The following is a 26,043-nucleotide window of genomic DNA, read 5'->3' as shown; positions in this document are numbered from 1 at the left end:
TTGTTTTAGGATTAAGAAAATATGAAGAAAAATGTGATTAAAAAAGTTTTAGCATTTTATTGAGTGGCTGATTACTGAGCGACTGAATCGATCACTATGCGTGAAGAAACGCTGCTGATCCCTCTTAAAAAAGTTTGAGAAGACACATTGATTTCAGCGTTCTGGCGGAAAATATCGCTTGGCTGGTTGCTTTGGCGCTCTTCTAAATCATGGCGTTTGATGATAATGGTGTTCCCCCATTGAAAGGGTCTATAAGCACGCTTTTTTTTAATGACAAAATGAGGTTCTAAATCTAAAAATTGCGCGTAACTGGGGAAATATAACGGCTCTAATAAAGGGTTTATGGGGTGCGCTTTTAAAACCATAAGGAGGAAAAAGAGACTAAAGATCGTTTTCATAGCAAATTTTCACGCTCGCCCCCACTTGAGAATTGGGAGAAATTTCTAACTTACTGATTTTCAAATAAAGTTCAGTGATCTCCTTGTAGCGCGTTTTTAAAATTTGGCTTAAATCTTTCAGGGCGTCTTCAATGAGAAGGTATTGTTTTTCTCGCATGGTGTTTTGAATGATTTCTTGGATTTCCATGTAGTCCAAATAAGCCTTATTGGGTAATTCCGTGTAGAAAAGATCCACATTTACGCTTATTTTTTGGGGTTTTAAGCGTTCAAACTCTAAAATCCCTAAAATCGTTTCAAACACCAAGTTATGGATATGGACGCCTTGTTTAGTTTTCATAAGACTTTCTTTTCCTTACCGGCTAATAAATTAAAAATATTGCCCGCATGCTTGATAAGGGTGAAAATAAAAATAAGCACCATCGGCGTTTGCGTGCCGACTTCTTTAAGGATATTGACGCTATCTGGGATATGCATATAAGGCACAAAAAAGATAAGAACAGTCGCTGTGCCTACCCCTAGAATGCTAGCGAGTGAAGAGATTTTAAGCGCCTTACCCACAAAAAACCACACCGTCAAGCCGATCAGGCTTTCAATAGGGATGAGCAACACCACAGAGCCCATGATCGTAGAAACGCCCTTGCCTCCATTGAAATTCAAAAAAGGCGAATAACAATGCCCCAAAATGCTCGCAATAGCGACCATCCATTGCAAACTATAATCCAACCCAAACAATTTGCTTAAAAAAACCGCAAACATGCCTTTGAATAGATCCAAGATTAAAACTAATAAGGCCATTTGTTTAGCGTTACTCACGCCCTTACTTTGTAAGGCTCGCAAGACATTCGTCGCGCCAATACCGCCCGATCCGATTTTAGTAATATCCATGCCATAAAAGATTTTCATTAACGCATAGCCAAAAGGAATCCCCCCAATCAAATAGCCCAAAAGGGTGAAAATCACATTGATATTGGTTAGGAAATTTAAAACGCCTTCCATAAATACCCTTTCAAATAAAATAGCGATCATTATAACATGTTGCTTTTTAAGTGAAAGCGTTAAGTTGTTAGGGTATAGTGGCTTAAAAATTTTAGGATATTGAGAATGCTTGAATCTTCTAGCCATTTTTTAAAATCGTTTCGTTTGAAGCGTTATATAGGGTTTTTATTGATTTCTTTAGCGCTATTAATCACGCCATTTGTTCGCATTGATGGGGCGCATTTGTTTTTGATCTCTTTTGAGCATAAACAACTGCATTTTTTAGGCAAGATCTTTAGCGCTGAAGAATTGCAAATTTTGCCTTTCATGGTTATTTTGCTTTTTATAGGGATTTTTTTCATCACTACTAGCCTTGGGCGCGTGTGGTGCGGTTGGGCTTGCCCGCAAACCTTTTTAAGGGTGCTTTATAGAGATGTGATTGAAACCAAGATTTTCAAACTCCATAAAAAGATCAGCAACAAGCAAGAAAGCCCTAAAAACACCCCAAGCTATAAGATCCGTAAAGCATTAAGCGTTTTATTGTTCGCTCCTGTTGTGGCGGGGCTAATGATGTTGTTTTTCTTTTATTTCATCGCTCCAGAAGACTTTTTTATGTATCTTAAAAACCCTAGCGATCACCCTATCGCTATGGGTTTTTGGCTTTTTAGCGCCTTAGTGGTGCTGTTTGATATAGTGGTGGTTGCGGAGCGTTTTTGCATCTATTTATGCCCTTACGCTAGGGTGCAATCGGTGTTGTATGATAATGACACCTTAAACCCTATTTATGATGAAAAGCGCGGCGGGGTGCTTTATGACAATCAGGGTCGCCTTTTTCCCTTACCCCCCAAAAAACGCAGCGCTGAAAACGAATGCGTGAATTGCTTGCATTGCGTGCAGGTTTGCCCCACGCATATTGACATCAGGAAGGGCTTGCAATTAGAATGCATCAATTGCTTAGAATGCGTGGATGCATGCACGATTACCATGGCTAAATACAACCGCCCTTCACTCATCCAATGGTCTTCAACCAACGCCACCAACACGCGCCAAAAAGTGCGCCTAGTGCGTTTAAAAACGATCGCTTACATGGGAGTTATCGCTATTGTGGTAGCTCTTTTAGCCATCACTTCGTTTAAAAAAGAACGCATGCTTTTAGACATTAACCGCAACAGCGATCTGTATGAATTGCGCTCTAGTGGGTATGTGGATAACGATTACGTGTTTTTATTCCATAACACGGACAATAAAGACCATGAGTTTTATTTCAAAATTTTAGGGCAAAAAGACATTCACATCAAAAAGCCTTTAAACCCTATCGCCATTAAAGCCGGGCAAAAGATCAAAGCGGTGGTGATTTTAAGAAAACCCCTAAAAAGTAACGCCACAGAATACAAGAACGCTAAAGACGCTTTAATCCCTATTACGATACAAGCTTACAGTGCAGACGATAAGAATATTACGATAGAAAGGGAATCGGTGTTTATCGCGCCCAGTGAAGATTGAAGCCTAAAATTAGCGCTCAATCACTTCATAAGGCAAGCCTTGTTTGATCAATTCTTCCATGAAAGGATCGGTGTTTAATTCTTCTATGTTAAACACCCCGGCTTTAAAATGCTCCACGCTCCAAGTGTCATTACAAATCATTTTAGCCACGCACATCGCTGGCACGCCGGTGGTGTAGCTTATGGCTTGCGAACCCACTTCTTCATAGCATTTTTTATGATCGCACACGTTGTAAATGTAGAGCGTTTTGTCTTGGTTGTTTTTAATGCCGGTCATATAGCACCCAATGTTGGTTTTACCGGTGGTGTCTTTAGCTAAGGACGCTGGATCAGGGAGTAAGGTTTTTAAAAATTGTATCGGCACGATTTTCACGCCTTGATGCTCTATTTCCTTAATGCCTAGCATGCCGACATTTTCTAAGCATTTCATGTGGGTTAAATAGTTTTGAGAGAAAGTCATAAAAAACCTCGCCCTCCTCAAGCCTTTAATGTTTTTGACTAAGGATTCCAATTCTTCATGGTATAAAAGATACGAATCCATTTCGCCAATCTGCGGGTAAGCCCACACTTGCTTGATTTCTAAAGGCTTAGTTTCAATCCACTTGCCATTTTCATAATAACGCCCTTTAGAGCTGACTTCCCTCAAATTGATTTCAGGGTTAAAATTCGTGGCAAAAGGGCGTTTGTGATCTCCAGCGTTGCAGTCTAAAATGTCTAAAGTGTGGATAGTGTCAAAATGGTGTTTTTGAGCGTGAGCGACATAAGCGTTCGTAACGCCCGGATCAAACCCAGCCCCTAAAACCCCTAAAATCCCTGCTTCTTTATAAGCCTTATCAAACGCCCATTGCTCTTTGTATTCAAATTTCGCTAAATCCGGGTGCTCGTAATTGGCGGTATCAATGTAATGCGTTTTAGTCTCTAAACATGCTTGCATGATCGTTAAATCCTGATAGGGTAAAGCCACATTAACAACGACTTTGGGCTTGTATTTTTGGATTAAAGCGATTAAAGCTTGCGTATCATCTGCATCCACTTGTTCAACGCCAATTTCCCCCAAACCCTTTTTGAGCATGCTTTCTTTAATCGCATGGCATTTGTCTAAACTCCTGCTCGCCAAAATGATATTTTTAAACACGTCTCTGTTCATGCCCATTTTGTGTGCCACGACACTGCCTACGCCACCAGCTCCAATTTGTAATACTGTATGCAAGGAACACCTACTTTCTAACTAATCTCGTTCTTTTAGGGGGCTATTATATTATAATAAGATAAATTTGATAACAAGGATACAGGCTTGCAAGAAATTAAATTAGACATTTATGCCACTTTAGTGTGCATGGTTTTGGTGTTGCTTTTGGGGCGTTATGTGATTTCTAAAGTCAAGTTTTTAAGAGATTATGATATTCCAGAGCCTGTTGTGGGTGGGGTTTTAGTCGCTTTTTTTATCATGTTAGCGCGTCAGTTTTATCATTTTGGCTTGCAATTTGATTCTTCTTTAAAAGATCCTTTAATGCTGACTTTTTTTATCACCATTGGTTTGAGTGCGGATTTCAAATCTTTACAAAAAGGCGGGAAAATGCTTGCGGTTTTTTTGCTGGCTGTGGCGGGGTTTGTGGTGTGCCAAAATGCAGTGGGGATTTCTATCGCTAGCCTTTTAGGGGTCAATCCTTTAATGGGGCTTTTAGGGGGATCGATCGCTTTAGTGGGTGGGCATGGCACTAGCGCGGCATGGGCTAATTTTTTCACCCAACCACCTTATAATTTTAGCTCTAGCTTGGAAGTGGGCATGGCGTGCGCGACTTTTGGCTTGGTGAGCGGAGGGATTATTGGAGGGCCTGTCGCTAAGTATTTGATTTCTAAATACAAACTAGAACCTAAAGACACTAAAGAAAAAGACACTTTAGAGGGCGTGGTGTCTAAAGGTTTTGAAACCCCTAAAGAGCAGCGCCTAATCACCGCATCCAGTTTTGTGGAAACTTTAGCTTTAATTGCGATCGCCTTGTTAGTGGGGACTTTTTTATCGCATCTGATGCCTAAAAGTTTCACCTTACCGACTTTCGTGTGGTGTTTGTTTGTGGGGGTTATCTTAAGGAACGCCTTGTCGTTTTTTAAGATCCATAGCGTGTTTGACAGAGAGGTTTCAGTCATAGGGAACGTGAGTTTGAGTCTGTTTTTAGCCTACGCTTTAATGAGCGTGAATTTATTGGAATTGTTAAAACTCGCTGTGCCTTTAGCGGTTATTTTGAGCGTTCAAGTGGTGTTTATGATCCTTTACGTGGTGCTTGTAACCTTTAGGGTATGCGGGAAGGATTATGATGCGGCGGTGTTGTGCGCGGGGCATTGCGGTTTTGGGCTTGGAGCGACCCCAACGGCTATGGTGAATATGCAAACCATCACCAACCACTATGGGCCATCGCATGTGGCGTTTATCGTCGTGCCTTTAGTGGGAGCGTTTTTTGTTGATATTATTAACGCTTTAGCGATTAAAGGCTTTTTGCTTTTGCCTTTTTTCCCTAGTTAAACCATGAGACTTTATGAGAGTTTATTAGAAATTTGTTTGAATAAGGCGTGGGAATATCAAACCCTAGCCTTAGAAAATCCAAGCGTGGCTTGCATGGTGCTAGATAAAAACCATGAGATCTTGAGTTTAGAAACCCATAAAAAAGCCAAAACCCCGCATGCAGAAGTCTTGGCTGCTAAATCGGCGTTAAAGATTTTACGCCCCCATTTAAAAAGCGATTTAGAAAAATTAGAAGACCCTAAAATTTTAAGCGATTTTTTAAAAACGCGCCACGATAACGCCTTTAAAGACTGCGTTTTTTTAATCACCCTAGAGCCATGCAATTCTTATGGCAAAACCCCGGCGTGCAGCGGGTTGTTAGAAATCTTAAAACCTAAAAGAGTGATCATTGCCGCAGAAGAAAACGAAGCCAAAAAAGGGGGGTTAGCAAGGCTACAAAAGGCTCACATTGAAACAATGATTTGTCATAATTTAGAAAACAAGGCTAAGGATTTGCTCTTGCCTTTTAGGATAATGGAACAAAAGGGGCGTTTTAATTTGTTCAAACTCGCTTTAAGGATGAATGGGGATTATCATCATGGCAAGATCACCGGGCAAAAAAGCGTTATTTTTACGCACAACCAGCGAGCGGTATGCGACACGCTCATCATTTCTGGGAAAACCATAAGAACGGATAACCCCTTATTAGACACCCGCTTTTGCGATAATTTTTATCAAGGTAAAAACCCCAATATCGCTATTTTATCCAAGCGTTCAATTAGCCCTAGTTCAAAAGTTTTTTCTGCGCTTAATCGCTTAGTCAATACTTTCCATGACCCTAAAGATTTACCCCTAGATAAGGGGTTTAATTTCATTGAAGGGGGGTGGGGATTGTTTGAGAGTTTGAGGGATAAAATTGATGTGTTGCTTTTGCATTCGCATGCGTCTATGATTGGCAAAGCGTTTAATGTATTCGCTTTAAAAACCCCTTTTAAAGGGCGGTTGTTGCATGCGCAAATCTTAGAAAATGAAGCCCTTTTATGGATAGAAAACTCTTAAGGTTATACCAGCCTTTAAACGCTTATTCTTACAATAGCGATTCGCTTTTTTTATACGATTTTTCACGCCCTTTTATCAAAAATAGCGGTGCGATTTTAGACATAGGCTCAGGGTGTGGGGTTCTAGGCTTGCTCTGCGCTAGAGATAACCCGCTAGCGAGCGTTCATTTAGTGGAAAAGGATAGCAAAATGGCGTTTTGCTCCCAAAAAAACGCCCTTAAATTCCCTAACGCCCAAGCGTTTGAGAGCGATTTTTTAGATTTTAACTCTCCGATTTTGTATGATGCGATTGTGTGCAACCCTCCTTTTTATGCTTTAGGCTCTATTAAATCCAAGAACAAAGGGCATGCGAGGCACCAGAGCGAACTAGACTTCGCTTCTTTAGCGGCTAAAGTGAAAAAATGCCTGAAACCTAAAGGGTATTTTATTTTTTGCTATGAAGCCTTGTCGCTTTGCTTGGTCATAGAGAGCTTAAAAAGCGTTAAACTCACGCTAGAGGCTTTAAGGTTTGTCCAAAGTTTTAAAGACAAAAACGCCCATTTGATGCTTGGAGCGGCTAGGAATAATTCCAAAAGCGCTTTAAAGGTTCTGCCCCCCTTAATCACGCACAATTCCAAAAACCAAAGCGACAACACCAAAGAAGTTTTAAACATCTATCAAATTTGTAACACTTATTCTATCAAAGCGCCTTTAGATTGAGGATTAAAAATGAAATGTTCGCATTGCCAGTTGGAGTTTAAAGAAAGCGATCTTTTTAAAGAGACCATTAATCATAAAGAATTGCATTTTTGCTGTGCAGGGTGCGCTAGGGTGTATGCGTTATTATTGGATTTGAATTTAGAGAGCTTTTATGACAAATTAAACGATTCCACTTTAGCCCCCGTAACGCCCCAGGATTCAATGAGCGCTTTGGAATTAGAACAAGCCCTTGAAGAAAACAATAAGGGCGATTTTATCCTCAATCTTTTGCTAGAAAAAACGCATTGTAACGCTTGCTTGTGGCTCAATCAAAAGGTTTTAGAACGCTTAAAGGGGGTTAAAAAAGTGAGCGTGAATTTCACCACCCACCACTTGCAAATCGTGTTTGACAAATCCTTAAACCCTAAAGAGATTATTCAAAAGATTGAGAGTTTGGGCTATGGGGCTAAAATTTATAATGCGCAAAATTACACCCTAAAAGCCCAAAAAGAGCAACGCTCCTACTTGCTCACTTTAAGCGTGGGGTTTTTTGCTACCATGAATTTGATGTTTATTGCCATTGCCAAATACGCAAGCTACGGTAACGCGAGTTATGGCGCTGCGAGTTATAGTAGCGGCATGGATAAACTCATGCAAAGGAATTTGGATCTCGTATCGCTCTTTTTAAGCTTGTTGGTGCTAGTGGTGGTGGGGCGTTTTTTCATTAAGGGGGCGTTTTATGGGCTAAAAAATGGCGTTTTGGGCATGGATTTGAGCGTGTCTTTTGGGGCGTTGTCGGCGTTTGTTTATTCCCTTTATGCGATGTTGGTGTCTCAAGAGACCTATTTTGAAGCGAGCAGCACGATTTTAACGCTTGTTTTTGGCTCTAAGTTTTTGGAATTAAAGGCCAGGCTGTTTGCGAATGAAAAATGTTTGGCCCTAGAATCGCATGAGATCCATAGCGTGATTATTGTAGAAAATGGCAAGCAGATAGAAAAACACCCTAAAGATGTGGCGATAGGCTCGGTTGTTTGGGTGCCAAGCGGGGCTAAAATCGCTTTAGATGGCGTGCTTTTAAATAACGCGAGCGTGGATGCGTCTTTGATCAGTGGGGAGTTTAAGCCTTTGGAATTGGGGGTTAATGATCCAATTTTAGGGGGTTATGTGAATGTGGGCGTGCCTTTTAGCTATCAAGTGGGCGCGACTTTTCAAAACTCACGCCTTTCTAGTTTGTTAGAAACTTTAAAAAAGAGTTTTTTAGAAAAGCCCTTAATTGAGAGCAGCGCGAATCAAATCGCGGATATTTTTTCTAAAGCGGTGTTGTTTTTAGCCTTTGTGAGCTTTTTATTGTGGCAATTTGGTTTGGGGGGTAATTTTGAAAAAGCCTTAATGGTGTGTATTAGCGTGTTAGTCATAAGCTGCCCTTGCGCGTTCGCTTTAGCTACGCCCATTGCGTTAGTGATAGGGGTGTTTAAAAACCCTTTGATCGTGTTTAAAGAAGCGTTGTTTTTAGAAACCCTGGCTAAAGTGAAAAAAATCTTTATAGACAAAACCGGCACCCTCACGCAAAAAGAAGTCCTTTTAAAAGAAAAAATCATTCATGAAGAATTTGATGGAAGGCTTTTAAAGAGCCTTTTAAAAACCAGGGAGCATTTAGCCCATAGCGCGATCCTTAAAACTCTAAATGGCGATGAGGTTGATTTAGAAAAGATAGAGTTTTTCGCTCATGGCCTGAAAGCGAGCTATCAAAACGAAACCTTGCTAGTGGGGAGTTTGAAATTTTTAAAATCCATGGGGGTTGATTTAAAGGTTAAAGAGAGTGCTAATATCATGGTAGGCTTTGCGAAAAACAAGACTTTATGCGCGTTATTCATTTTAGAAGAGCGTTTGAAAGCTAACGCTAAAGAAGTCATTCAGGCTTTGCAAAATAAAGGCTTGGAATTAGAAATTTTAAGCGGGGATAATGAAAGCTCGGTTAAGGAGTGCGCGAAAAAATTAGGGATTTCTAAGTATCATGCCCATTTGACCCCTGAAGATAAGGCTCAAATCGTCAGTTCTTATCAGGGCGTTTGCGCGATGATAGGCGATGGCAATAATGATGCGCTGGCCTTGAAACAAGCGAGCGTTTCTTTAGGGTTTGAAAAAAGCGCTTTGAGTAAAAGCGCATGCGATATTTTGCTTTTAGAAGAGGATTTGAGTTTGCTAAAAAAAGCGTTTGATAACGCTCAAAAAGTCTATCAAGTGGTGTTGCAAAACATTGTTTTGAGCTTGATTTATAACGCTATTTTAATCCCAGTCGCTATGCTAGGATACATCAACCCTTTAATAGCGAGTTTGAGCATGAGTGCTAGCTCGCTCTTAGTGGTCTTAAATTCTTTGAGGTTGAAACGCTCTTAAACAAACCACATCGTTTTGGCCAAAATAGCGATTAAAAAGCCAAAAGCTAGAGCGATGTGATGGGTGTATTTACCAATAGGGTTTTTCTTGCCCAAAAATTTACAAGATAAAGAAAAAAGCACCAAAAGAAAAATGCTTAACGCTAAGATCACTTTAAGCATGAGTATTTTTTGAAAAGGGGTTTCACACCAGCCTTTATCGCCCCCCATGTATTGACTAAGCATCATGCCCCCTGTCAAAACAAGCCCTAAAACGCATAAGGGCATGATTTTGATCGCTCTTTGAGCGATTCCTGTATTCGCTTTATTGGCAAACTCTTCGCCAAACATTTTCTTCACATTAGGGAAAATTACCCCATCAAAAAACAAGTAGCCAATAAAAATAATGGCGCACAATAAATGAACAACCAACACATAAGGATAAATCGCATCCATTTAAAATCCTTTATTCATGGGAAAATTAAAGAGTTTTTAATCTACTATAAAAGGGTTTTATTGTCAAGTATCCCACTATTATGGGAATTTTAGGGGTGGTTTTTGTTTGACTTTTAAGATTGCAATTAGCTATAATAAAATAATTAAAAAAGTAACACTTAAACGGAGACCCTAGAGAGTGATGCTCAATTTTATGACAAAGAAGAAAAATAGAATGCAAGATTGCAAAATGGTTTGTAAAAATTTTAATCGTAAGGAATCTGTTTTGATAGCTCAATCTTTAGATATTTCTAAAAAAGGCTCGGTAATTTTAGGCGCTCTTTTGAGTTCGTTATGGCTGACAAACCCCTTAAATGCCCATGAAAAGAATGGCGCGTTTGTGGGGATTAGCTTGGAAGTGGGTAGGGCTGATCAAAAGACCAACGCTTATAAAAACGGCGAGTTGTTTCAAGTGCCTTTTGGCGATGTTTCGGCTAATGATGATGGCAAAGTCCCTGACGGGCAGACCGGTGGCTGTCAGCCAGCTTCAGGGACGCCAGGAACGCCAGGCTATACTAAAGCTAATTGCGTGGTTAATTGGACTTCTCGCACCATGCTTAGCACCAATAAGGACATTCCTGGCCGTAACCAGCCGATGTATGGGCTAGGCGTGATGACAGGGTATAAGCATTTTGTGGGTAAAAAAAGGTGGTTTGGGCTGCGCTATTATGGCTTTTTTGATTACGGGCATACCAATTTCTCTAACTCCAGAGCCGCTAACGCCATATCGCCCTTTTATTTGAGCGATCAAAAAGCGGACATGTATACTTATGGTTTTGGCACAGACATGCTTTTTAACATTATAGACAAGCCTAAGGCCACGGCCGGGTTTTTTCTAGGCGTGAATTTTGCGGGTAACACTTGGACTAACAATCGTGTGGGGTATTTTAAGGACGGGTATGTTTATGGCGTCAATACGGACGCTAACGCTTACATGACTAACGCTGATGGCACAATCACTTGCGGGGACACGACGCCGGCGAGTTGTAATGTGGGGATTAACCCTAACAGCGTCTATACCACAGGAAAATTAAACGCTAAAGTGAATCACACGATTTTCCAATTCTTAGTGAATGTGGGCATTAGAACCAATATTTTTGAACACCATGGCATTGAGTTTGGTATCAAAATCCCCACGCTCCCTAATTACTTTTTCAAAGGTTCTACCACTATCAAAGAGCAAAGCCAAGGCCCGCTAAAAGATGGCAAACCAACCACTATCACCGGAGCAGAAACCAATTTCAGCTTAACCCAAACCTTACGCCGTCAGTATTCTATGTATTTGCGTTATGTTTATACTTTTTAAGTTTAGTAGGGTTTTGGGGTAAGGCTTATAACTTATACTTATATATGAAAGCTTGATTTGTCAAGCTTTTGGGTTGTCATTGAGTTGCAATAACTCTGCGCTGTTTTCTACTTTTTTGATAAAATCATTGATAGCATAACAGCGTATATTAATATTGTCTTTGAAATGGGCAAATCCCGCATATTCTTTGGCGTCATCATGGATATTTGAAGCCACGAAAACGCTAAATTTCTCTCTAATATCAGCGCTATTTTTAATCAATTCTTTTAAATGTCTGGCAATAGGTATCATTTCCAAGGTGCTTTGACTTCTATCCCTAATCAAGCTCACTTCTATATAACTTTGGGCTTTTGTGTCCATAGCTATAATATCAGGTTTATTACCGCTTGCTGTGTATACGGGCAAGCCTTCATCATCGCTTTTATAATTGGGCATCACGCTTAAATTTTCAAAATGTTGTTTCAAGAAAATAGCGCTTAAAAATTCTAAGCGTAAAGGTTTATCAATGAGTCTTAAGAAATTATCTTTTGATTCTTGCTTGTTGCAAGTAATGAGTAATTCTTGCTTGATAAAATCTTTAGTATAAGTGGTTGCTAGTTCATTCAATTTACTTGATTTAACGCTCTCATCAGCGCTGGTTGGAGTAACGCTAACAAGAAAGCTATCCACGATCGCCATGTAGTTAAAAAAGGCGAGTCTGTTAGCTTGAGTGTCGTTTAAATAATCCCCTTTAAAAGCCTTATGGGTTTGTAAAATATAATCTATTTTATTATTTTCATTAGTATTAATATCAATAAACCTACCATTACCACGCAATGAAATAAGTCCTGTAATACGCATTTTTCTAATGTATTCATCAACGGCTTCGTTAGTGATTTGGCTCATTTTGAATCGTGTTTTATTAACACTTTCTAAAAGTTTTAGGCATTTTTCATAGATAAATTCATCTGAGTAACTGAATTCTGTTTTATTGATAGTAATAATTTCTTGTCTTAAATGAATGATATAGTCATAAAGCCCATTAGCGTTATCGTCTTTCCAACAAAGTAAGATAGGGATTTCTTTGACAGAGAGAGGAGTCAGATTGGCATTTTTGAGCCGTTTTAAAAGCGAGAGCAATAATTTGAAAGGGTTGTTATGGTTTAAGTTCTTTTTGTAAGGGTTTCCCACTTCATATTTAGACAGAGCGTTTAAAAATATAGCCCCAACTATTTTATTTTTTAAAAGTTCGTTGTTGGACTTGTTAAAAAATTATTTATTTAAGTCAATAACACTATTCCATGCAAGCTTGTGTTCTTCATTGATTTCCGTATTTTGTGAGATATTTTTAAGATAATTGTTTATAAAATTTTCCGTGTTTTTAATCAGTCTTAAATAGTATTTTAAAGTATCATAAACCCCATTAACAATTACTTGACAACCATGTTCATGTTCAATTTTATCTGTAATCTTTTGTAATTCTGCTTTATTTTGAATAGGTAGAGTGCTTAAAATGTAGTATCGTTTAATAGGTGTTTGAGCAATTTTCTTATAAGAATCTTGTAATATAATGCTGTCTATAGCGATATTAAATTTAATCTCTATAACTTCAAACAATTGTTTTTGTTCATCTAAAATTACAATATCTCCAGCATTACCACTGCTCTTATCACAACTATAATGAGAATCTAAAGGTTTTAAACTTTTGTTAGTAAAACGATCTAATTCCAAAACTAGACATTCATATAGACTGAACAAAGCTACTACAGGCAATATAGAAGCTCCCCTACTTTTATAAGTGAAGTTAAAATGTTTTTGCAGTGTATTGATAATAAAGTCTATAGTATAGCTAGATTCCTTTATGGTAGGTTTAACAAGAATAATGGCTTTTTTAGATTTTTCTCTAATACTCAAATAGAATAAGGCTTTTAAGTATGGTATAGATAAGTCCGGATTTTTTTCTATATCATCTAAGATTTCTAAAAACGCTTTTTTAATGGCAATATTTGAAATTTTTCCCGGATAGTCTAGTGTATATGGTAAATTTTGTTCTAAACTTCTCGTAAGCCATCCACTCTCTTTCATAGCCCCTAGAAATTGTTTTTGTTTTAAAAAAGGTGTGATAAATTTAGTATCAAAACTTCTGCCACTATACCCATTATCCATATTTGCTTGATGAAATCTAATATCTTGATTAGGGTAATTGCTCTTATAGACTAAACTTGTAATTAGAACCGTATAGACACCTTTAAATGTTTCTTCTTTTTCAACAATCATTTGAGTTTTTTGAAGTTGCATTTCGCTTAAACCCAAGCTATCTAAATTTTTTAAGCTCACGCATTCTTTATAAATTTTTTCTAAAAATTCCAAAGTTTTATTTTGCATGTTATTTTCCTTAAGGGGTTGTTTGTAAAATTGATTTAACACTTCTTTTATGATAGCCTTAACCATAGGAACACATATACTGTTACCAATGCGTTCGTAAAGCTGTGAATTTGTGCCGATTTTTTTGAAATCTTTAGGAAAACCCATAAAAGAAAAACATTCATTTATGGTTAATTTTCTCACTAAATTATCAGTGTAGATAAAGTAGCGACCGCTTTGTTCTTGACTGGCAAGTGTTGGGTGTATACCCTTTGCATGATAAATTCTATTAGGCTGTTTATGAACTCTGCTTAAGTGTTCCGTATTTTCTCTTGTACCTTTAGTGCGGATTTTCTTATTGCGATAGCCACAAAAAATGAGTCCTGAATTTTGTCTTTTGAGCAATTGACTATCTAATAATGTGTATTCACAAGGTTTTAAAATCTCAAAACAACCACTCTTGTCTAAAAAATTTTGCATGTTAATAATAGGATTTGTTTTGATAGGATCAAAATCAAATACTTGAGAACCTAAATATCCTACAATGATAATTCTCTCTCTGTTTTGTGGGACTGAAAAATCTTTAGCGTTTAAAATTTTATAACTAACACTATAGCCTAAATTACTAAGGGCTTGTAGCATTACAAATAGTGTGTTGCCTTTATTGTGTTTTAAGAGATTTTTTACATTTTCCAAGATAAAAATTTTTGGCTTTTTGTTTTCTAAAATTCTACAAATATCAAAAAACAGCGTTCCTCTTGTTGTGTCTTCAAAACCTTTTTGTTTGCCACATACCGAGAATGCTTGACAAGGAAACCCTGCACATAAAATATCAAAATCTGGCATAGTATTTGGATTTAAAATAGTAATATCACAAGTGGAGTCATCATTGAAATTCGCTTTATACATGGCTATAGCATGAGAGTTATTCTCTGCACTAAAAACACATTTTAAGCCTAAAGAATCTAAAGCAAGCCTAAAGCCACCGATACCTGCAAATAAATCTACATAAGTTAACAAAACAAGTATTCCTATAAAATTTTGATTTCTTGGCAAATACTATAGCAAAAATGCTATAAAAATCAACATGATCGCAATAAACGAGTCTTTTATTAAATTCCCAAATACCCACTCTATGAGCTTGGTTTTTGAGCCGATATACCGGCGGTTTTTTAGATTAAATCTTTCCACTAGCCACCTTTAAAATAAGAGGATAAAACCACTTAGTAATATGTAAGATTTAAAAATCATAATCTCTTATTAAGCTTTTTAAAATACCAAAGACTAAGAGCTAAGAATAAAAAAAAGGGCGATAGCACGCCTATTTCAGGAATGAGTATCCCTGAAATGCTGAACTTCCCTAAAGCAAAGAATAGCCCCCAAACAACGAGCGTGATAATGATAAACTTTAGCCCTAAAAGAGCCAGGTTTTCATAGCGGGCGAGACTGGGCGAAAAATAAGCGATTAAAACGCTTAAAAACGGCACAAAAAAGGGCAAAATCGCAAACACATACAAAAACGAGCGCACTTTTTTCGTGTCTGCGTTTTGGCGCATTAAAGCATGCAAGGATAAAAGAGCGTCTGTGATAGAAACCGCGGGCTTGTTTTGATAAATGGTGTCTAAAACTTTAGGGCGGAAATTTTTGAGCGTTTTAAAGGTTTTTAAACGCGTGGTGTTTAAAGCGTTTACACCCAGTTCAAAACTTAAGGGCATTTCATAGATAGTAGTGTCATGCAAGATCCAATATTTGTCTTCAAAAAAAGCCTCTTTAGCTTCAGCATAAGATTCTAAAGTCCTGTCTTTTAAGCGAAACACCTTGATATTTTGGGCTTTTTGCAATAAGGGATTAATCTTATCAAAATACACGTAATCGTCATTATATTTCACTAACAAATGCTCTGAAACGCTCAAAGAATTGTCTTTATAGATCAAATTTTGCGTTTTTTCTTCCATATACACAAAAGGAGTCGCGTTCAACCCCACATAAACAGCCGTGAAAAACAAGCTGATGAAAAAAATAGGGTTTAAAATCTGGCGTTTGGAAAAGCCAATGGAGAGCAAGGCGGTGTATTGGTTGGATTTAATGAAGGCGATATAAAATAAAACCATCGCTAAAAGCAAGGAAATGGGCAAGGTGTAATTGAGCGCGAATAAAATGTCATAGGTGAAAAATAAGATGATCATGTTCGCAGAATCGGGCATTTTATCGGCGTATTTCAGGCTATCAATGCCTACAAAAAACAATTCCAAAGCTAAAAGCACGATTAAAAAGTATTTGAAATAATACCACCCTACAAATCTAAACAAACGCACTTTAAACCCCTAACTTTCTATTTGTAAAGGTTTTTTAAGCGTGAAACGATTTTGCATGGCGTTAAAATCATGGCTTTCTATAAAAAATTTTAGGGCGTTTTTGGCATGTTCAAACGCAGCGTTTTTTAAAGGTTCTTCGTTGTTGTGGAATTTTGAAAGCACATGCTCAACTACATCAATCCCTTTAGAGATCCCCACCCTCAAGCGGTAATAAGAATTAGAACACAATAAATCAATGGATTTTAAGCCGTTATGCCCCCCGTTCCCCCCACCCTTTTTAAACTTCACAACGCCTAAAGGTAAATCCAAGTCATCATGGACAATTAAAAGCTCTTTGGGTTTGTAAAAATTTTTGACGCTTAAAACGCTCTCACCGCTTAAATTCATGTAAGTTTGGGGCTTGAGTAAGATAAAATCCTTATAAATGCACAAATAAGCGTTGTGTTTGGAAGAAAAAGTGAAAGAAAGATCCAACTCGCTAACAAGTGAATCTAAAATATCAAAACCAGCGTTGTGTCTGGTGTGAGCGTAACGCAAAGTAGGGTTGCCTAAACCCACTAAAAGCGTCATAACTTCAAATCACTTCGCTTTAATCACGCCGATCACAGCGATAGAATCATGATCTAAGATCTTCACATTCTCGTGTTTTTCTAAATCGCGCACCAAAATAGACTCATTCACATCTAAAGGGGCTACATCCACTAAATAGTGATCGGGCAGATGCTCTGGAGCGCATTCCACGCTGATACGCTTTTTAGAGAGCATCAAAATCCCTTTATTTTTCAAGCCCACTGGAGTGCCTTGGTGTTTGACGGGGACTTTAAACTTGGACTTCACGCCCTTAGTAACAGCGAGTAAATCCACATGGATAAGCTCATTAGTAACGGGGTTTTTTTGGTATTCTTGAACCACGACTTCAAAAGTCTTATCCCCTAATTTCACCGGGAAAATCAAATGCTTTTTTTCCTTAAGGTATTTAATGAAAGGGTTTAGTTTGAACGCGCAATTCACGTTTTCAACACCCTTCCCATAAACATTTGCGATTAGATAGCCATCTTTTTTTAAAGCTTTAGCGTTAGCTTTAGTAATACTCTCTCTAATAACGCCCTCTAACATGTCAATCCTTTAAAATAAAATAAGGGCTTATTCTATCCAAAAAACCCTTAAAAATCAAAAACTGCTTAAAAGCTTTTCAAAGGATTGTTTGAACGCTATCAAGCCTTCTTTAAGGAGTTTTTGAGCGGTGTTTTCTAAATCAATGTTTTGGTTTTTCAATTCTTTTTTGAACGCTTCAATTTCTGTGATTTTTAAAGGGGTTTGACACTCGGTGTTTGGGTCAAGCAAATAAGCATTTAAAGCCTCTAGGGGGGCTGTGTTGATAGAGTTTTTAAAACACAGCGCTTTAATGTAATAATCTTTAGCTAAAGAATTAGATTTAACGCCGGTGGATGCAAAAAGGGTGCTTATTAGCTTATTAGCATGCTGGTTGATTTGATGATAGCACTCTGTGGCGTTAATGATCCCGCTTTGAGCTTGCAAGTTTTTTGGTGCTAGTGGGTCTATTTCTTTGTCAAATCGTGAGACAAACACGCTAATGACCGCTCTTTTTCGCGCTTCTTTGGCTAAGATTTGAGCGATTTCACCGGCAATTTTAGGCGAAAAGACTAAAGTTACATTAATGGGGATAGAGGCTTGAGTTAAAGCGCTAATGACTTCAAAAGCGCTTTCACTCGCCGGGACTTTAATCATCACATTAGGGCGGTTTAATGCTTTGAATAACCGCTTGGCCTCATCAATGCTTTTAATGGCATCGTCTTCTAAAAAGGGATCAATTTCTAGGCTAATGTAGCCGTTATTAGGGTCTTTTTCATATAAAGGCATTAACGCGCTAGAAGCTTGTACAATATCCTTTAGCGCCAGAGTTTCATAAATTTCTTTAGCTTTTTGGCCCTTGAGTTTAGCGATTTCATCTTGATAAAACGCGCTTTTTGTGATCGCTTCACAAAACAAACTAGGGTTACTCGTCGCCCCACAAATAGCCCCCTTATTAATGAGTTTTAAAAAATCGTTTTCTAAAAAATCCCTTTCTATAAAATCGCACCACAAACTGAATTCTTGCATGTTTTATCCTTGTTTTAAATGTTGGTAATAACTTTTAACGACTTCCTGGTCGCTAAAAAAAATCGTTTTGTCTTTGAAAATCTGAGTGTTTTCATCGCCCTTGCCCAAAATCAATAACACCTCATCGTCTTTTAAATTTTCTAAAGCGTTTAAAATGGCTTTCTTTCGGTCTTTTTCTATAACCACTTTAGAAGAATCGCTGATGCCTTTTAAAATATCCTTAATAATGTCTTCTTCGTTTTCGCTTCTGGGGTTGTCTGAAGTTAAGATAATTTTATGAGCGTAATAGCTCGCTACTTCTCCCATTTTAGGGCGCTTAGTCTTATCCCTATCGCCTCCTGCTCCAAAAAGAGCGGTGATTTTTTGGTTTTTAAAGCTTTCAAAGACTTGTTGCATGCCGTCTATGGTGTGGGCAAAATCCACGATCACTAAAGGTTGAGGATGCACAATTTCCAAACGCCCCTTAACCCCATAAAAGTTTTCTAATAACGGCGCAATCGCTTCTAGCGCTAATTGGGTGAGTAATTTGACCCCTAAAACGCCCGCTAAGATATTATAAAGGTTGTAACGCCCTAAAAGGGGGGAATGTATCAGGGCGGTTTCTTTAACATTAGGATCTCTTAAATCGTGTTGGTAGCATAAAGACGCGCTAATGGAGGGGGTGAGCGAAAAGGCTTGAATGTTTAAATGTGCTTTTTTATCCAGCGCGTAAGTGTGCGCGTTAATGGGGTTAAAAAGGGCGTTTGTTTCATCTCTGTTAATCACTTTCAAGCCCTCATCTTTAAAAAAGCTGTTTTTAGCGTCTTTGTAATTTTCTATGCTTTCGTGGAAATCTAAATGATCGCTTGTGATGTTGGTAAGGATTTTAAGGGCAAAATCAAGCCCGGCAATGCGCTTTTGGACAATCGCATGGGAGCTCACTTCCATAATAAAGTATTCGCATTTTAAACGCATCGCTTCTTCTAAATCGCTATAAAGCTCTAAAAGAGTGGGCGTAGTCAAGCCCTTTTCTTTGATTCGTTTGTCGTTGATAAAAAACCCTCTTGTGCCTAAAAGAGCGGTCTTTTTATTCAAATCTAAGAGCAAGGAATACATCAAACTCGCTGTGGTCGTTTTACCATTAGTGCCTGTAATCCCTACAATCTTAATCTTAAAATCAAAGTAATTTTTAAGCTCGTTAGAATCCAAAATAGCCAGGTTTTTTTCTGCGATTAAAGGGGCGTATTTTTCGTTTAAAGGCGTTTTGACAAAAAGGATTTCTTCAGGGTTTTCTAAAACTTCATTCGTGTTATCGCTTAAAAAAGAATAGGCGCGGTTTTGATAAGTTAGGGTTTTTTTGAGTTTCATTCTTTAAGCCTTATTGGATTTGAGAGCGTCTTCTAAAAGAGAACGCAAAAATTCATCATAAATAAAAGAATCTTCATGCATGTTTTCAATGTAATTTATTGCTAATTCGTAATAGCCATAGTGGTTCAATTCTTTCAAAAATTCATAAAAATCCTCTTTATTGTCAAAAATCACCCTAGAGCTGAACATCAAATCCTCAAACGCTTCCTTAAAGCCGCGCTCCAAGCTCAAGCGTTTGAAATCCGCATACAAAATGCCATTCAATTCCTCGCCTTTTTGAGAAATTTGCGCATCAATCTTTTCAGCCATTTGGTTCAATCCCTCATCAAAAGAAGCGATCAAAGCGGTGATCTGCTCTTCAGCCTGGTTTTTTAAACTCCGTTTTTGCATAGCGATCAAGCTTTGATACAATTCATAAAAGCTATGGGCTTCTTTAGGGAAATCTTTAGCGATGTCGCTTAATAACGCCCCCACTTTGGCTTTTTGGTTGTCTTTATCCAAAAACAAAACTTCAGAAAAAAGGCGCAACGCTTCAGCGTAATGGGCTTGCTTGAACGCTAAAAAGCCATCTTTAATCAACGTGCGCTTTTTAAATTCATAATCAAACTTCTGCATGCCTATAATCCTTAAAGCTTATCAAACTCCTTAGCGTTTTCTAAGCACACCACTTCTAAATTGGGGTGAATGTCCATTTTAAGCTGCCTTTCAATGACATTTTTTAAAGTGATTTTACTGCTAGAGCAAGTCTTGCACGCTCCCTCTAAAGCCACATAAATTTTCATGCTTTTCACCCCTAGCACTTCAATATTACCGCCATCTTTGAGCAAGTGAGGGCGGATTTTTTCTATTACAATACGCACCGGTTTTTGTAAATCTTCATCGCTAAATTCTATCATTTTTAAAAACCTTATTTTTAAAATTTTACTTTAAGATACCATATAATGAGCCATTTTTATCAAACAACGCTTTTTAAGAGTGGCTCAAGGGCTAATTGGATAGAATGGACTCACTATTAGGATAAGGTTTTTATGACGATATGGAAATTAAAAACATCAAAGAGTTTGAAAAAGCTTCCAAAAAACTCCAAAAAGACACTTTAAAGATCGCTCTCGCTCTTTTGTTCCTCATTGGCGCTGCTTTGCTCGCTCTCATTTTTGGGCAGGCTAATTCTAAGGGATTGTTGCTCATCTTTGCGGCTGTGATTGGGGGGTATATGGCGATGAATATTGGCGCGAACGATGTGTCTAATAATGTCGGCCCTGCCGTAGGCTCTAAAGCCATTAGCATGGGTGGGGCGATTTTGATCGCTGCGGTTTGTGAAATGCTTGGAGCGATCATTGCTGGGGGGGAAGTGGTTTCTACGATTAAGGGCCGTATCGTTTCGCCTGAATTTATTAACGATGCGCATGTTTTCATTAATGTCATGTTGGCTAGCTTGCTCAGTGGGGCGTTATGGTTGCATGTGGCGACTTTAATAGGCGCTCCCGTTTCCACTTCACACTCCGTAGTGGGGGGGATTATGGGGGCTGGAATGGCAGCAGCTGGAATGTCTGCTATCAATTGGCATTTTTTATCCGGCATTGTGGCGAGTTGGGTAATCTCGCCTTTAATGGGGGCTTTGATAGCCATGTTTTTTTTAATGCTCATTAAAAAGACTATCGCTTATAAAGAAGATAAAAAGAGCGCGGCTTTAAAGGTCGTGCCTTATTTGGTGGCGTTGATGAGCTTAGCCTTTAGCTGGTATTTGATCGTGAAGGTTTTAAAACGCCTCTATGCGGTGGGTTTTGAAATCCAGCTCGCTTGCGGTTGTGTCCTTGCGCTTTTGATTTTTATCCTTTTTAAAAGATTTGTGTTAAAAAAAGCCCCGCAATTAGAAAATAGCCACGAAAGCGTCAATGAGCTTTTTAATGTCCCTTTGATTTTTGCCGCCGCGCTTTTAAGCTTTGCGCATGGGGCTAATGATGTGGCTAACGCTATTGGCCCACTAGCCGCTATCAGTCAAACTTTAGAAGATGCGAGTAGCCCTATGGGGAATACTTTAAACTCTGTGCCGTTGTGGATCATGGTAGTAGGGGCAGCTGGGATCGCTTTAGGCTTGAGTTTGTATGGGCCAAAACTCATTAAAACGGTGGGGTCTGAAATCACAGAATTAGACAAAATGCAAGCCTTTTGCATTGCGCTTTCTGCAGTCATCACCGTGCTTTTAGCCTCTCAATTAGGCTTGCCGGTAAGCTCTACGCATATTGTGGTGGGCGCGGTGTTTGGGGTGGGCTTTTTAAGGGAGCGTTTGAGGGAGCAATCCAGAAGGCGTTTTGCTAGAATCAGAGACAACATTGTAGCGGCGCACTTTGGGGAAGATTTAGAAGAAATTGAAGGCTTTTTAGAGCGCTTTGATAAAGCCAATTTGAAAGAAAAATCGCTCATGCTAGAGAGCTTGAAAAAAAGCAAGAACACCGCTATCGCTTTGGAATTGAAAAAGAAAGAAAAAAAGTCGCTTAAAAAAGTGTATAAAGAAGAAGTGATCAAACGCTCCATTTTAAAAAAGATTGTTACCGCTTGGTTGGTAACCGTGCCGGTTTCTGCGCTTTTAGGGGCGCTTCTTTTTGTGGCTCTTGGTTTTATAGAAAAGTATTTCTAGGGTTTTTAAAGGCTTGATTTTTAAAGTTAGGCTTAATCTTTTATGTTAAAATTCTAAGATTTTATATATTTTATATTTATCGTTAGGTTTTAGGTTTAAATCATGGGGAGGAATCAAGGAGCTTATTTGGATCCGTCTGAGTCGATTTTGATGTTGATGGTTGCTTTTTTATTGGTGCTGTTGAACGCTTTTTTTGTGCTTTCGGAGTTTGCCCTTGTGAAAGTGCGTAAAACCCGCTTAGAAGAGCTGGTTAAAATCGGTAATTCCAACGCTAAACTCGCTTTAAAGATGAGTCAAAGACTAGACACTTATTTGAGCGCGACGCAGTTAGGCATCACCCTTTCTTCATTAGCTTTAGGTTGGGTGGGTGAGCCTGCTATCGCAAAATTGTTAGCCGCGCTGTTTGAGTCTATGGATTTGAGAGAAAATCCTATTTTTATCCATTCAATGAGCGTGGTTATAGCGTTTTTAAGCATCACTTTTTTGCATGTCGTGTTGGGCGAGATTGTGCCTAAATCTTTAGCGATCGCTAAATCTGAAAAAGCCGCTCTTTTTGCCGCACGCCCTTTGCATGTGTTTTGGGTGGTGTTTTATCCGGTGGTGCGCCTGTTTGATGTGATCGCTCATTTCTTTTTAAAAAAAGTGGGCATCAATCCTAAAGAGCATGATGGCACGCATTCTGAAGAAGAGTTAAAAATCATTGTGGGCGAGAGTTTGAGAGAGGGCATTATTGATTCGGTGGAGGGCGAAATCATTAAAAACGCAGTGGATTTTTCTGACACGAGCGCTAAAGAAATCATGACTCCACGAAAAGACATGGTGTGTTTGGACGAAGAAAACAGCTATGAAGAAAATATAGACATTGTTTTAAAAAGCCACTTCACGCGCTACCCTTATTGTAAAGGCTCTAAAGACAACATTATCGGCATGGTGCATATCAGAGACTTGCTTTCTCGCTCTATTTTTACCCCCAAAATGCATGATTTCAAGCAAATCGTTAGGAAAATGATCATCGTCCCTGAAAGCGCGTCTATTTCTCAAATCCTTATCAAAATGAAAAAAGAGCAAATCCATACCGCTTTGGTGATTGATGAATACGGCGGCACGGCCGGGTTGCTCACTATGGAAGATATTATTGAAGAAATCATGGGAGAGATTAGCGACGAATACGACTTGAAACAAGAGGGCGTGAACAAGCTTGAAGAAGGCGTGTTTGAATTAGAGGGCATGCTGGATTTAGAAAGCGTAGAAGAAGTGCTTCATATCCAATTTGACAAAGAATGCGAGCAGGTAACGCTTGGAGGGTATGTTTTCAGCTTGTTAGAGCGCATGCCTATGGAGGGGGATACAATCGTTTCGCATGGGTATGCTTTTGAAGTCTTAAGCGTGGATGGGGCTAGGATAAAACGCTTGAAAGCGGTTAAACAAGATCAGGGAGAAAATGAAGCATGAAAAAAACAACCCTCTTTGTATTGGGCTTATTATTCAATAGCTCTTTAAGCGCTGTTGATGGGATTTCTCAAACCGAGCCTTCTTCTTTGAATTTGGCTGAAGACAGCCTGCCTTTGAACCATTCTAACGCCCAAAAACTCTCTTTAAAAAACGCATGGAATAGGGTGTTGTCTAATCATGAAGGCTTGCATGCGCAAGAATACGCCATTAAGCGAGCGAGTAAAATGAAATTAGCGGCCAAGCTTTCTTTTTTGCCCCAAATTGATTTGAGCGCGTTTTACGTGTATCTTTCTAACCCTATTAAAATGGATTTTGCCAGCCAAAAACAAGCGGGCGTGCAAAAAGCCACCAACCAGATCCATCAAGGCTTGCAAAACATCCAGCAAAATATCCCCCCTCAAGTATTAACCCCTCAAATCCAAGCGGGCATGCAAGGGGTGATGCAAGGTTTTGGGGCTTTGAGCAGCACTTTAGAAGCCCCCTTATTGTTTTCTAAGCAAAATGTGGTGATTGGGGCTTTGAGCATTATTTATCCCCTTTATATGGGTGGGGCAAGATTCACGATGGTACGCATTGCGGATTTGATGCAAAAAGACGCCAATGAAGTGTATCGTTTGAAAAAGCTTTCCACTTTTCAAGAGCTTGTGAGCGTGTATTATGGCATGGTGTTAAACGCAGAAGTGGCTGAAACTTTAGAAGAAGTGGAAAAAGGCCATTATAAGCATTTCCAAAACGCTTTGAAAATGCAAAAAGTAGGGCAAATCGCTAGGGTAGAAACCTTAGGCGCTCAAGTGGCTTATGATAAGGCCCATATCGCTAGCGTTAAGGCTAAAGACGTGTTAGAAGTTTCGCAACTCTCGTTCAATTCTATTTTGTCTAGCAAAGACGATCTAGCGCCTTCAAGCAAATTAGAGATCCACACCGAGAAAAATCTGCCCGATTTGAGCTTTTTTGTTTCTTCCACGCTCAATTCCTACCCGGCTTTAAAGACTTTAGAAAATCAGGTTCAAATTTCTAAAGAAAACACGAAACTACAGATCGCTAAATTCTTGCCCCAAGTGCATTTTTTTGGCTCTTATCTCATGAAACAAAACAATTCGGTGTTTGAAGACATGATCCCTAGTTGGTTTGTGGGCGTAGCCGGGCGCATGCCTATTCTTTCTCCCACAGGGCGTATCCAAAAATACCAAGCGAGCAAATTAGCGGAGTTGCAAGTGAGTAGCGAGCAAATCCAAGCTAAAAAAAACATGGAATTATTAGTGAATAAGACTTATAAAGAGACGCTTTCTTATTTGAAAGAATACAAAAGCTTGCTTTCTAGCGTGGAATTAGCCAAAGAAAATTTAAAACTCCAAGAGCAGGCTTTTTTACAAGGCTTAAGCACGAACGCTCAAGTCATTGATGCGAGGAACACGCTTTCTTCTATCATTGTGGAGCAAAAAAGCGTGGCTTATAAATACATTGTTTCATTAGCGAATTTAATGGCGTTAAGCGATCATATTGATTTATTTTATGAATTTGTTTATTAAAGGAAAAAATCATGTCAAATAGCATGTTGGATAAAAATAAAGCGATTCTTACAGGGGGTGGGGCTTTATTGTTAGGGCTAATCGTGCTTTTTTATTTGGCTTATCGCCCTAAGGCTGAAGTGTTGCAAGGGTTTTTGGAAGCCAGAGAATACAGCGTGAGTTCCAAAGTCCCTGGCCGCATTGAAAAGGTGTTTGTTAAAAAAGGCGATCACATTAAAAAGGGCGATTTGGTTTTTAGCATTTCTAGCCCTGAATTAGAAGCCAAGCTCGCTCAAGCTGAAGCCGGGCATAAAGCCGCTAAAGCGCTTAGCGATGAAGTCAAAAGAGGCTCAAGAGATGAAACGATCAATTCTGCAAGAGACGTTTGGCAAGCAGCCAAATCCCAAGCGACTCTAGCCAAAGAGACTTATAAGCGCGTTCAAGATTTGTATGATAACGGCGTGGCGAGCTTGCAAAAGCGCGATGAAGCCTATGCGGCTTATGAAAGCACCAAATACAACGAGAGTGCGGCTTACCAAAAGTATAAAATGGCTTTAGGGGGGGCGAGCTCTGAAAGTAAGATTGCCGCTAAGGCTAAAGAGAGCGCGGCTTTAGGGCAAGTGAATGAAGTGGAATCCTACTTAAAAGATGTCAAAGCCCTAGCCCCTATTGATGGGGAAGTGAGTAACGTGCTTTTAAGCGGTGGCGAGCTTAGCCCTAAGGGCTTTCCTGTGGTGCTCATGATAGATTTAAAGGATAGTTGGTTAAAAATCAGCGTGCCTGAAAAGTATTTGAACGAGTTTAAAGTGGGCAAGGAATTTGAAGGGTATATCCCAGCGTTGAAAAGAAGCGCGAAATTCAGGGTCAAATATTTGAGCGTGATGGGGGATTTTGCGACCTGGAAAGCGACGAATAATTCCAACACTTATGACATGAAAAGCTATGAAGTGGAGGCCATACCCTTAGAAGAGTTGGAAAACTTTAGGGTGGGGATGAGCGTGTTGGTTACCATTAAACCTTAAAAGGGATTGT

The 26,043-nt window shown here is 39.0% G+C and carries 23 protein-coding genes and 2 pseudogenes; 10 read left to right on the top strand and 15 right to left on the bottom strand.

The window, feature by feature from the left end; genetic code table 11:
* Positions 1-71: 71 nt before the first annotated feature.
* From H7O61_RS02690 to plsY, 3 genes are read right to left on the bottom strand one after another with little or no spacing between them, the layout of a single operon-like run.
* Positions 72-398: a hypothetical protein gene (locus H7O61_RS02690; RefSeq protein ID WP_000848509.1), complete on the bottom strand. Its 327-nt coding sequence runs from the start codon at positions 396-398 to the stop codon at positions 72-74.
* Positions 382-735: a FolB domain-containing protein gene (locus H7O61_RS02685; RefSeq protein WP_000850911.1), complete on the bottom strand. Its 354-nt coding sequence runs from the start codon at positions 733-735 to the stop codon at positions 382-384. The genes H7O61_RS02690 and H7O61_RS02685 overlap by 17 nt, the downstream gene beginning before the upstream one ends.
* Positions 732-1,394: a glycerol-3-phosphate 1-O-acyltransferase PlsY gene (plsY, locus tag H7O61_RS02680; protein ID WP_001872470.1), complete on the bottom strand. Its 663-nt coding sequence runs from the start codon at positions 1,392-1,394 to the stop codon at positions 732-734. The genes H7O61_RS02685 and plsY overlap by 4 nt, the downstream gene beginning before the upstream one ends.
* Positions 1,395-1,499: 105 nt before the next feature.
* Here plsY and ccoG point away from each other — a divergent pair, with 105 nt between their 5' ends.
* Positions 1,500-2,876, top strand: coding sequence for a cytochrome c oxidase accessory protein CcoG (ccoG, locus tag H7O61_RS02675; protein ID WP_187875063.1), 1,377 nt, complete (start codon positions 1,500-1,502; stop codon positions 2,874-2,876).
* Between the two features lie 9 nt (positions 2,877-2,885).
* Here ccoG and H7O61_RS02670 read toward each other — a convergent pair whose 3' ends face one another.
* Positions 2,886-4,085 carry a saccharopine dehydrogenase family protein gene (locus H7O61_RS02670; RefSeq protein ID WP_187875062.1) on the bottom strand — a complete coding sequence of 400 codons (1,200 nt, stop codon included), beginning with the start codon at positions 4,083-4,085 and terminating at the stop codon, positions 2,886-2,888.
* Positions 4,086-4,169: 84 nt separating this feature from the next.
* Between H7O61_RS02670 and gltS the strand changes: the two genes are divergently transcribed.
* Genes gltS through H7O61_RS02650 form a run of 4 tightly spaced genes read left to right on the top strand, consistent with a single transcriptional unit; the run spans position 4,170 to position 9,508 of the window.
* Positions 4,170-5,396, top strand: coding sequence for a sodium/glutamate symporter (gene gltS, locus H7O61_RS02665; RefSeq protein WP_001156021.1), 1,227 nt, complete (start codon positions 4,170-4,172; stop codon positions 5,394-5,396).
* Positions 5,397-5,399: 3 nt separating this feature from the next.
* On the top strand, positions 5,400-6,434 hold the full coding sequence (locus tag H7O61_RS02660; RefSeq protein WP_079357744.1) for a dihydrofolate reductase family protein: 1,035 nt from the start codon (positions 5,400-5,402) through the stop codon (positions 6,432-6,434).
* Complete coding sequence (locus H7O61_RS02655) at positions 6,416-7,132, top strand: tRNA1(Val) (adenine(37)-N6)-methyltransferase (protein ID WP_079340191.1); 717 nt, start codon at positions 6,416-6,418, stop codon at positions 7,130-7,132. Before H7O61_RS02660 ends, H7O61_RS02655 begins: the two co-directional genes overlap by 19 nt.
* Positions 7,133-7,141: 9 nt before the next feature.
* Positions 7,142-9,508, top strand: coding sequence for a heavy metal translocating P-type ATPase (locus H7O61_RS02650; RefSeq protein ID WP_187875061.1), 2,367 nt, complete (start codon positions 7,142-7,144; stop codon positions 9,506-9,508).
* Here H7O61_RS02650 and H7O61_RS02645 read toward each other — a convergent pair.
* A complete protein-coding gene (locus H7O61_RS02645) occupies positions 9,505-9,942 on the bottom strand; it encodes a CopD family copper resistance protein (RefSeq protein WP_187875060.1) in 438 nt (145 codons plus the stop codon). The genes H7O61_RS02650 and H7O61_RS02645 overlap by 4 nt on opposite strands.
* A gap of 181 nt (positions 9,943-10,123) precedes the next feature.
* Here H7O61_RS02645 and H7O61_RS02640 point away from each other — a divergent pair, with 181 nt between their 5' ends.
* A complete protein-coding gene (locus H7O61_RS02640) occupies positions 10,124-11,287 on the top strand; it encodes an outer membrane protein (protein WP_187875075.1) in 1,164 nt (387 codons plus the stop codon).
* Between the two features lie 60 nt (positions 11,288-11,347).
* On the opposite strand, the pseudogene H7O61_RS02635 reads toward H7O61_RS02640, so the two are convergent.
* The 10 genes and pseudogenes from H7O61_RS02635 to H7O61_RS02590 all read right to left on the bottom strand — a co-directional run.
* Positions 11,348-12,505: pseudogene (locus H7O61_RS02635) on the bottom strand (AlwI family type II restriction endonuclease); the annotation flags it as partial.
* A gap of 33 nt (positions 12,506-12,538) precedes the next feature.
* Positions 12,539-14,650 (bottom strand): DNA cytosine methyltransferase, encoded by a 2,112-nt coding sequence (locus H7O61_RS02630; RefSeq protein WP_025448870.1) that lies wholly within the window; start codon positions 14,648-14,650, stop codon positions 12,539-12,541.
* A gap of 92 nt (positions 14,651-14,742) precedes the next feature.
* A pseudogene (locus H7O61_RS02625) lies at positions 14,743-14,821 on the bottom strand (type II methylase); the annotation flags it as partial.
* 56 nt (positions 14,822-14,877) lie between these two features.
* Complete coding sequence (locus tag H7O61_RS02620) at positions 14,878-15,945, bottom strand: LptF/LptG family permease (protein WP_187875059.1); 1,068 nt, start codon at positions 15,943-15,945, stop codon at positions 14,878-14,880.
* A 9-nt stretch (positions 15,946-15,954) separates the two neighbouring features.
* Entirely contained in the window at positions 15,955-16,515 is a 561-nt protein-coding gene (gene pth / locus H7O61_RS02615; RefSeq protein ID WP_001929856.1) for an aminoacyl-tRNA hydrolase, read from the bottom strand.
* A gap of 9 nt (positions 16,516-16,524) precedes the next feature.
* Positions 16,525-17,061 (bottom strand): 50S ribosomal protein L25/general stress protein Ctc, encoded by a 537-nt coding sequence (locus H7O61_RS02610; protein WP_000889347.1) that lies wholly within the window; start codon positions 17,059-17,061, stop codon positions 16,525-16,527.
* A 54-nt stretch (positions 17,062-17,115) separates the two neighbouring features.
* Entirely contained in the window at positions 17,116-18,066 is a 951-nt protein-coding gene (gene tal / locus H7O61_RS02605) for a transaldolase (protein WP_187875058.1), read from the bottom strand.
* 3 nt (positions 18,067-18,069) lie between these two features.
* On the bottom strand, positions 18,070-19,413 hold the full coding sequence (locus tag H7O61_RS02600) for a UDP-N-acetylmuramoyl-L-alanyl-D-glutamate--2,6-diaminopimelate ligase (protein ID WP_187875057.1): 1,344 nt from the start codon (positions 19,411-19,413) through the stop codon (positions 18,070-18,072).
* A gap of 3 nt (positions 19,414-19,416) precedes the next feature.
* Positions 19,417-20,028, bottom strand: a complete 612-nt coding sequence (locus H7O61_RS02595; protein WP_079295764.1) for a histidine kinase — start codon at positions 20,026-20,028, stop codon at positions 19,417-19,419.
* A gap of 11 nt (positions 20,029-20,039) precedes the next feature.
* A complete protein-coding gene (locus tag H7O61_RS02590) occupies positions 20,040-20,309 on the bottom strand; it encodes a NifU family protein (RefSeq protein ID WP_079295765.1) in 270 nt (89 codons plus the stop codon).
* A gap of 140 nt (positions 20,310-20,449) precedes the next feature.
* On the opposite strand from H7O61_RS02590, the gene H7O61_RS02585 reads away from it, so the two are divergent.
* From H7O61_RS02585 to H7O61_RS02570, 4 genes are all read left to right on the top strand, one after another.
* Positions 20,450-22,051, top strand: coding sequence for an inorganic phosphate transporter (locus H7O61_RS02585; RefSeq protein WP_000403672.1), 1,602 nt, complete (start codon positions 20,450-20,452; stop codon positions 22,049-22,051).
* Between the two features lie 102 nt (positions 22,052-22,153).
* The gene (locus tag H7O61_RS02580) at positions 22,154-23,503 is read left to right on the top strand and encodes a hemolysin family protein (protein ID WP_077653822.1); all 1,350 of its coding nucleotides are present in this window, start codon (positions 22,154-22,156) and stop codon (positions 23,501-23,503) included.
* Entirely contained in the window at positions 23,500-25,032 is a 1,533-nt protein-coding gene (locus tag H7O61_RS02575) for a TolC family protein (protein ID WP_187875056.1), read from the top strand. The genes H7O61_RS02580 and H7O61_RS02575 overlap by 4 nt, the downstream gene beginning before the upstream one ends.
* 11 nt (positions 25,033-25,043) lie before the next feature.
* The gene (locus tag H7O61_RS02570; protein WP_077644128.1) at positions 25,044-26,033 is read left to right on the top strand and encodes an HlyD family secretion protein; all 990 of its coding nucleotides are present in this window, start codon (positions 25,044-25,046) and stop codon (positions 26,031-26,033) included.
* The last annotated feature ends 10 nt before the right edge of the window (positions 26,034-26,043 follow it).

Source organism: Helicobacter pylori (assembly GCF_014496965.1).
Classification (GTDB): Bacteria; Campylobacterota; Campylobacteria; order Campylobacterales; family Helicobacteraceae; genus Helicobacter; species Helicobacter pylori_CZ.
Note: the sequence above shows the minus strand (reverse complement) of the source record. Positions and strands in the feature narration are given on the sequence as shown.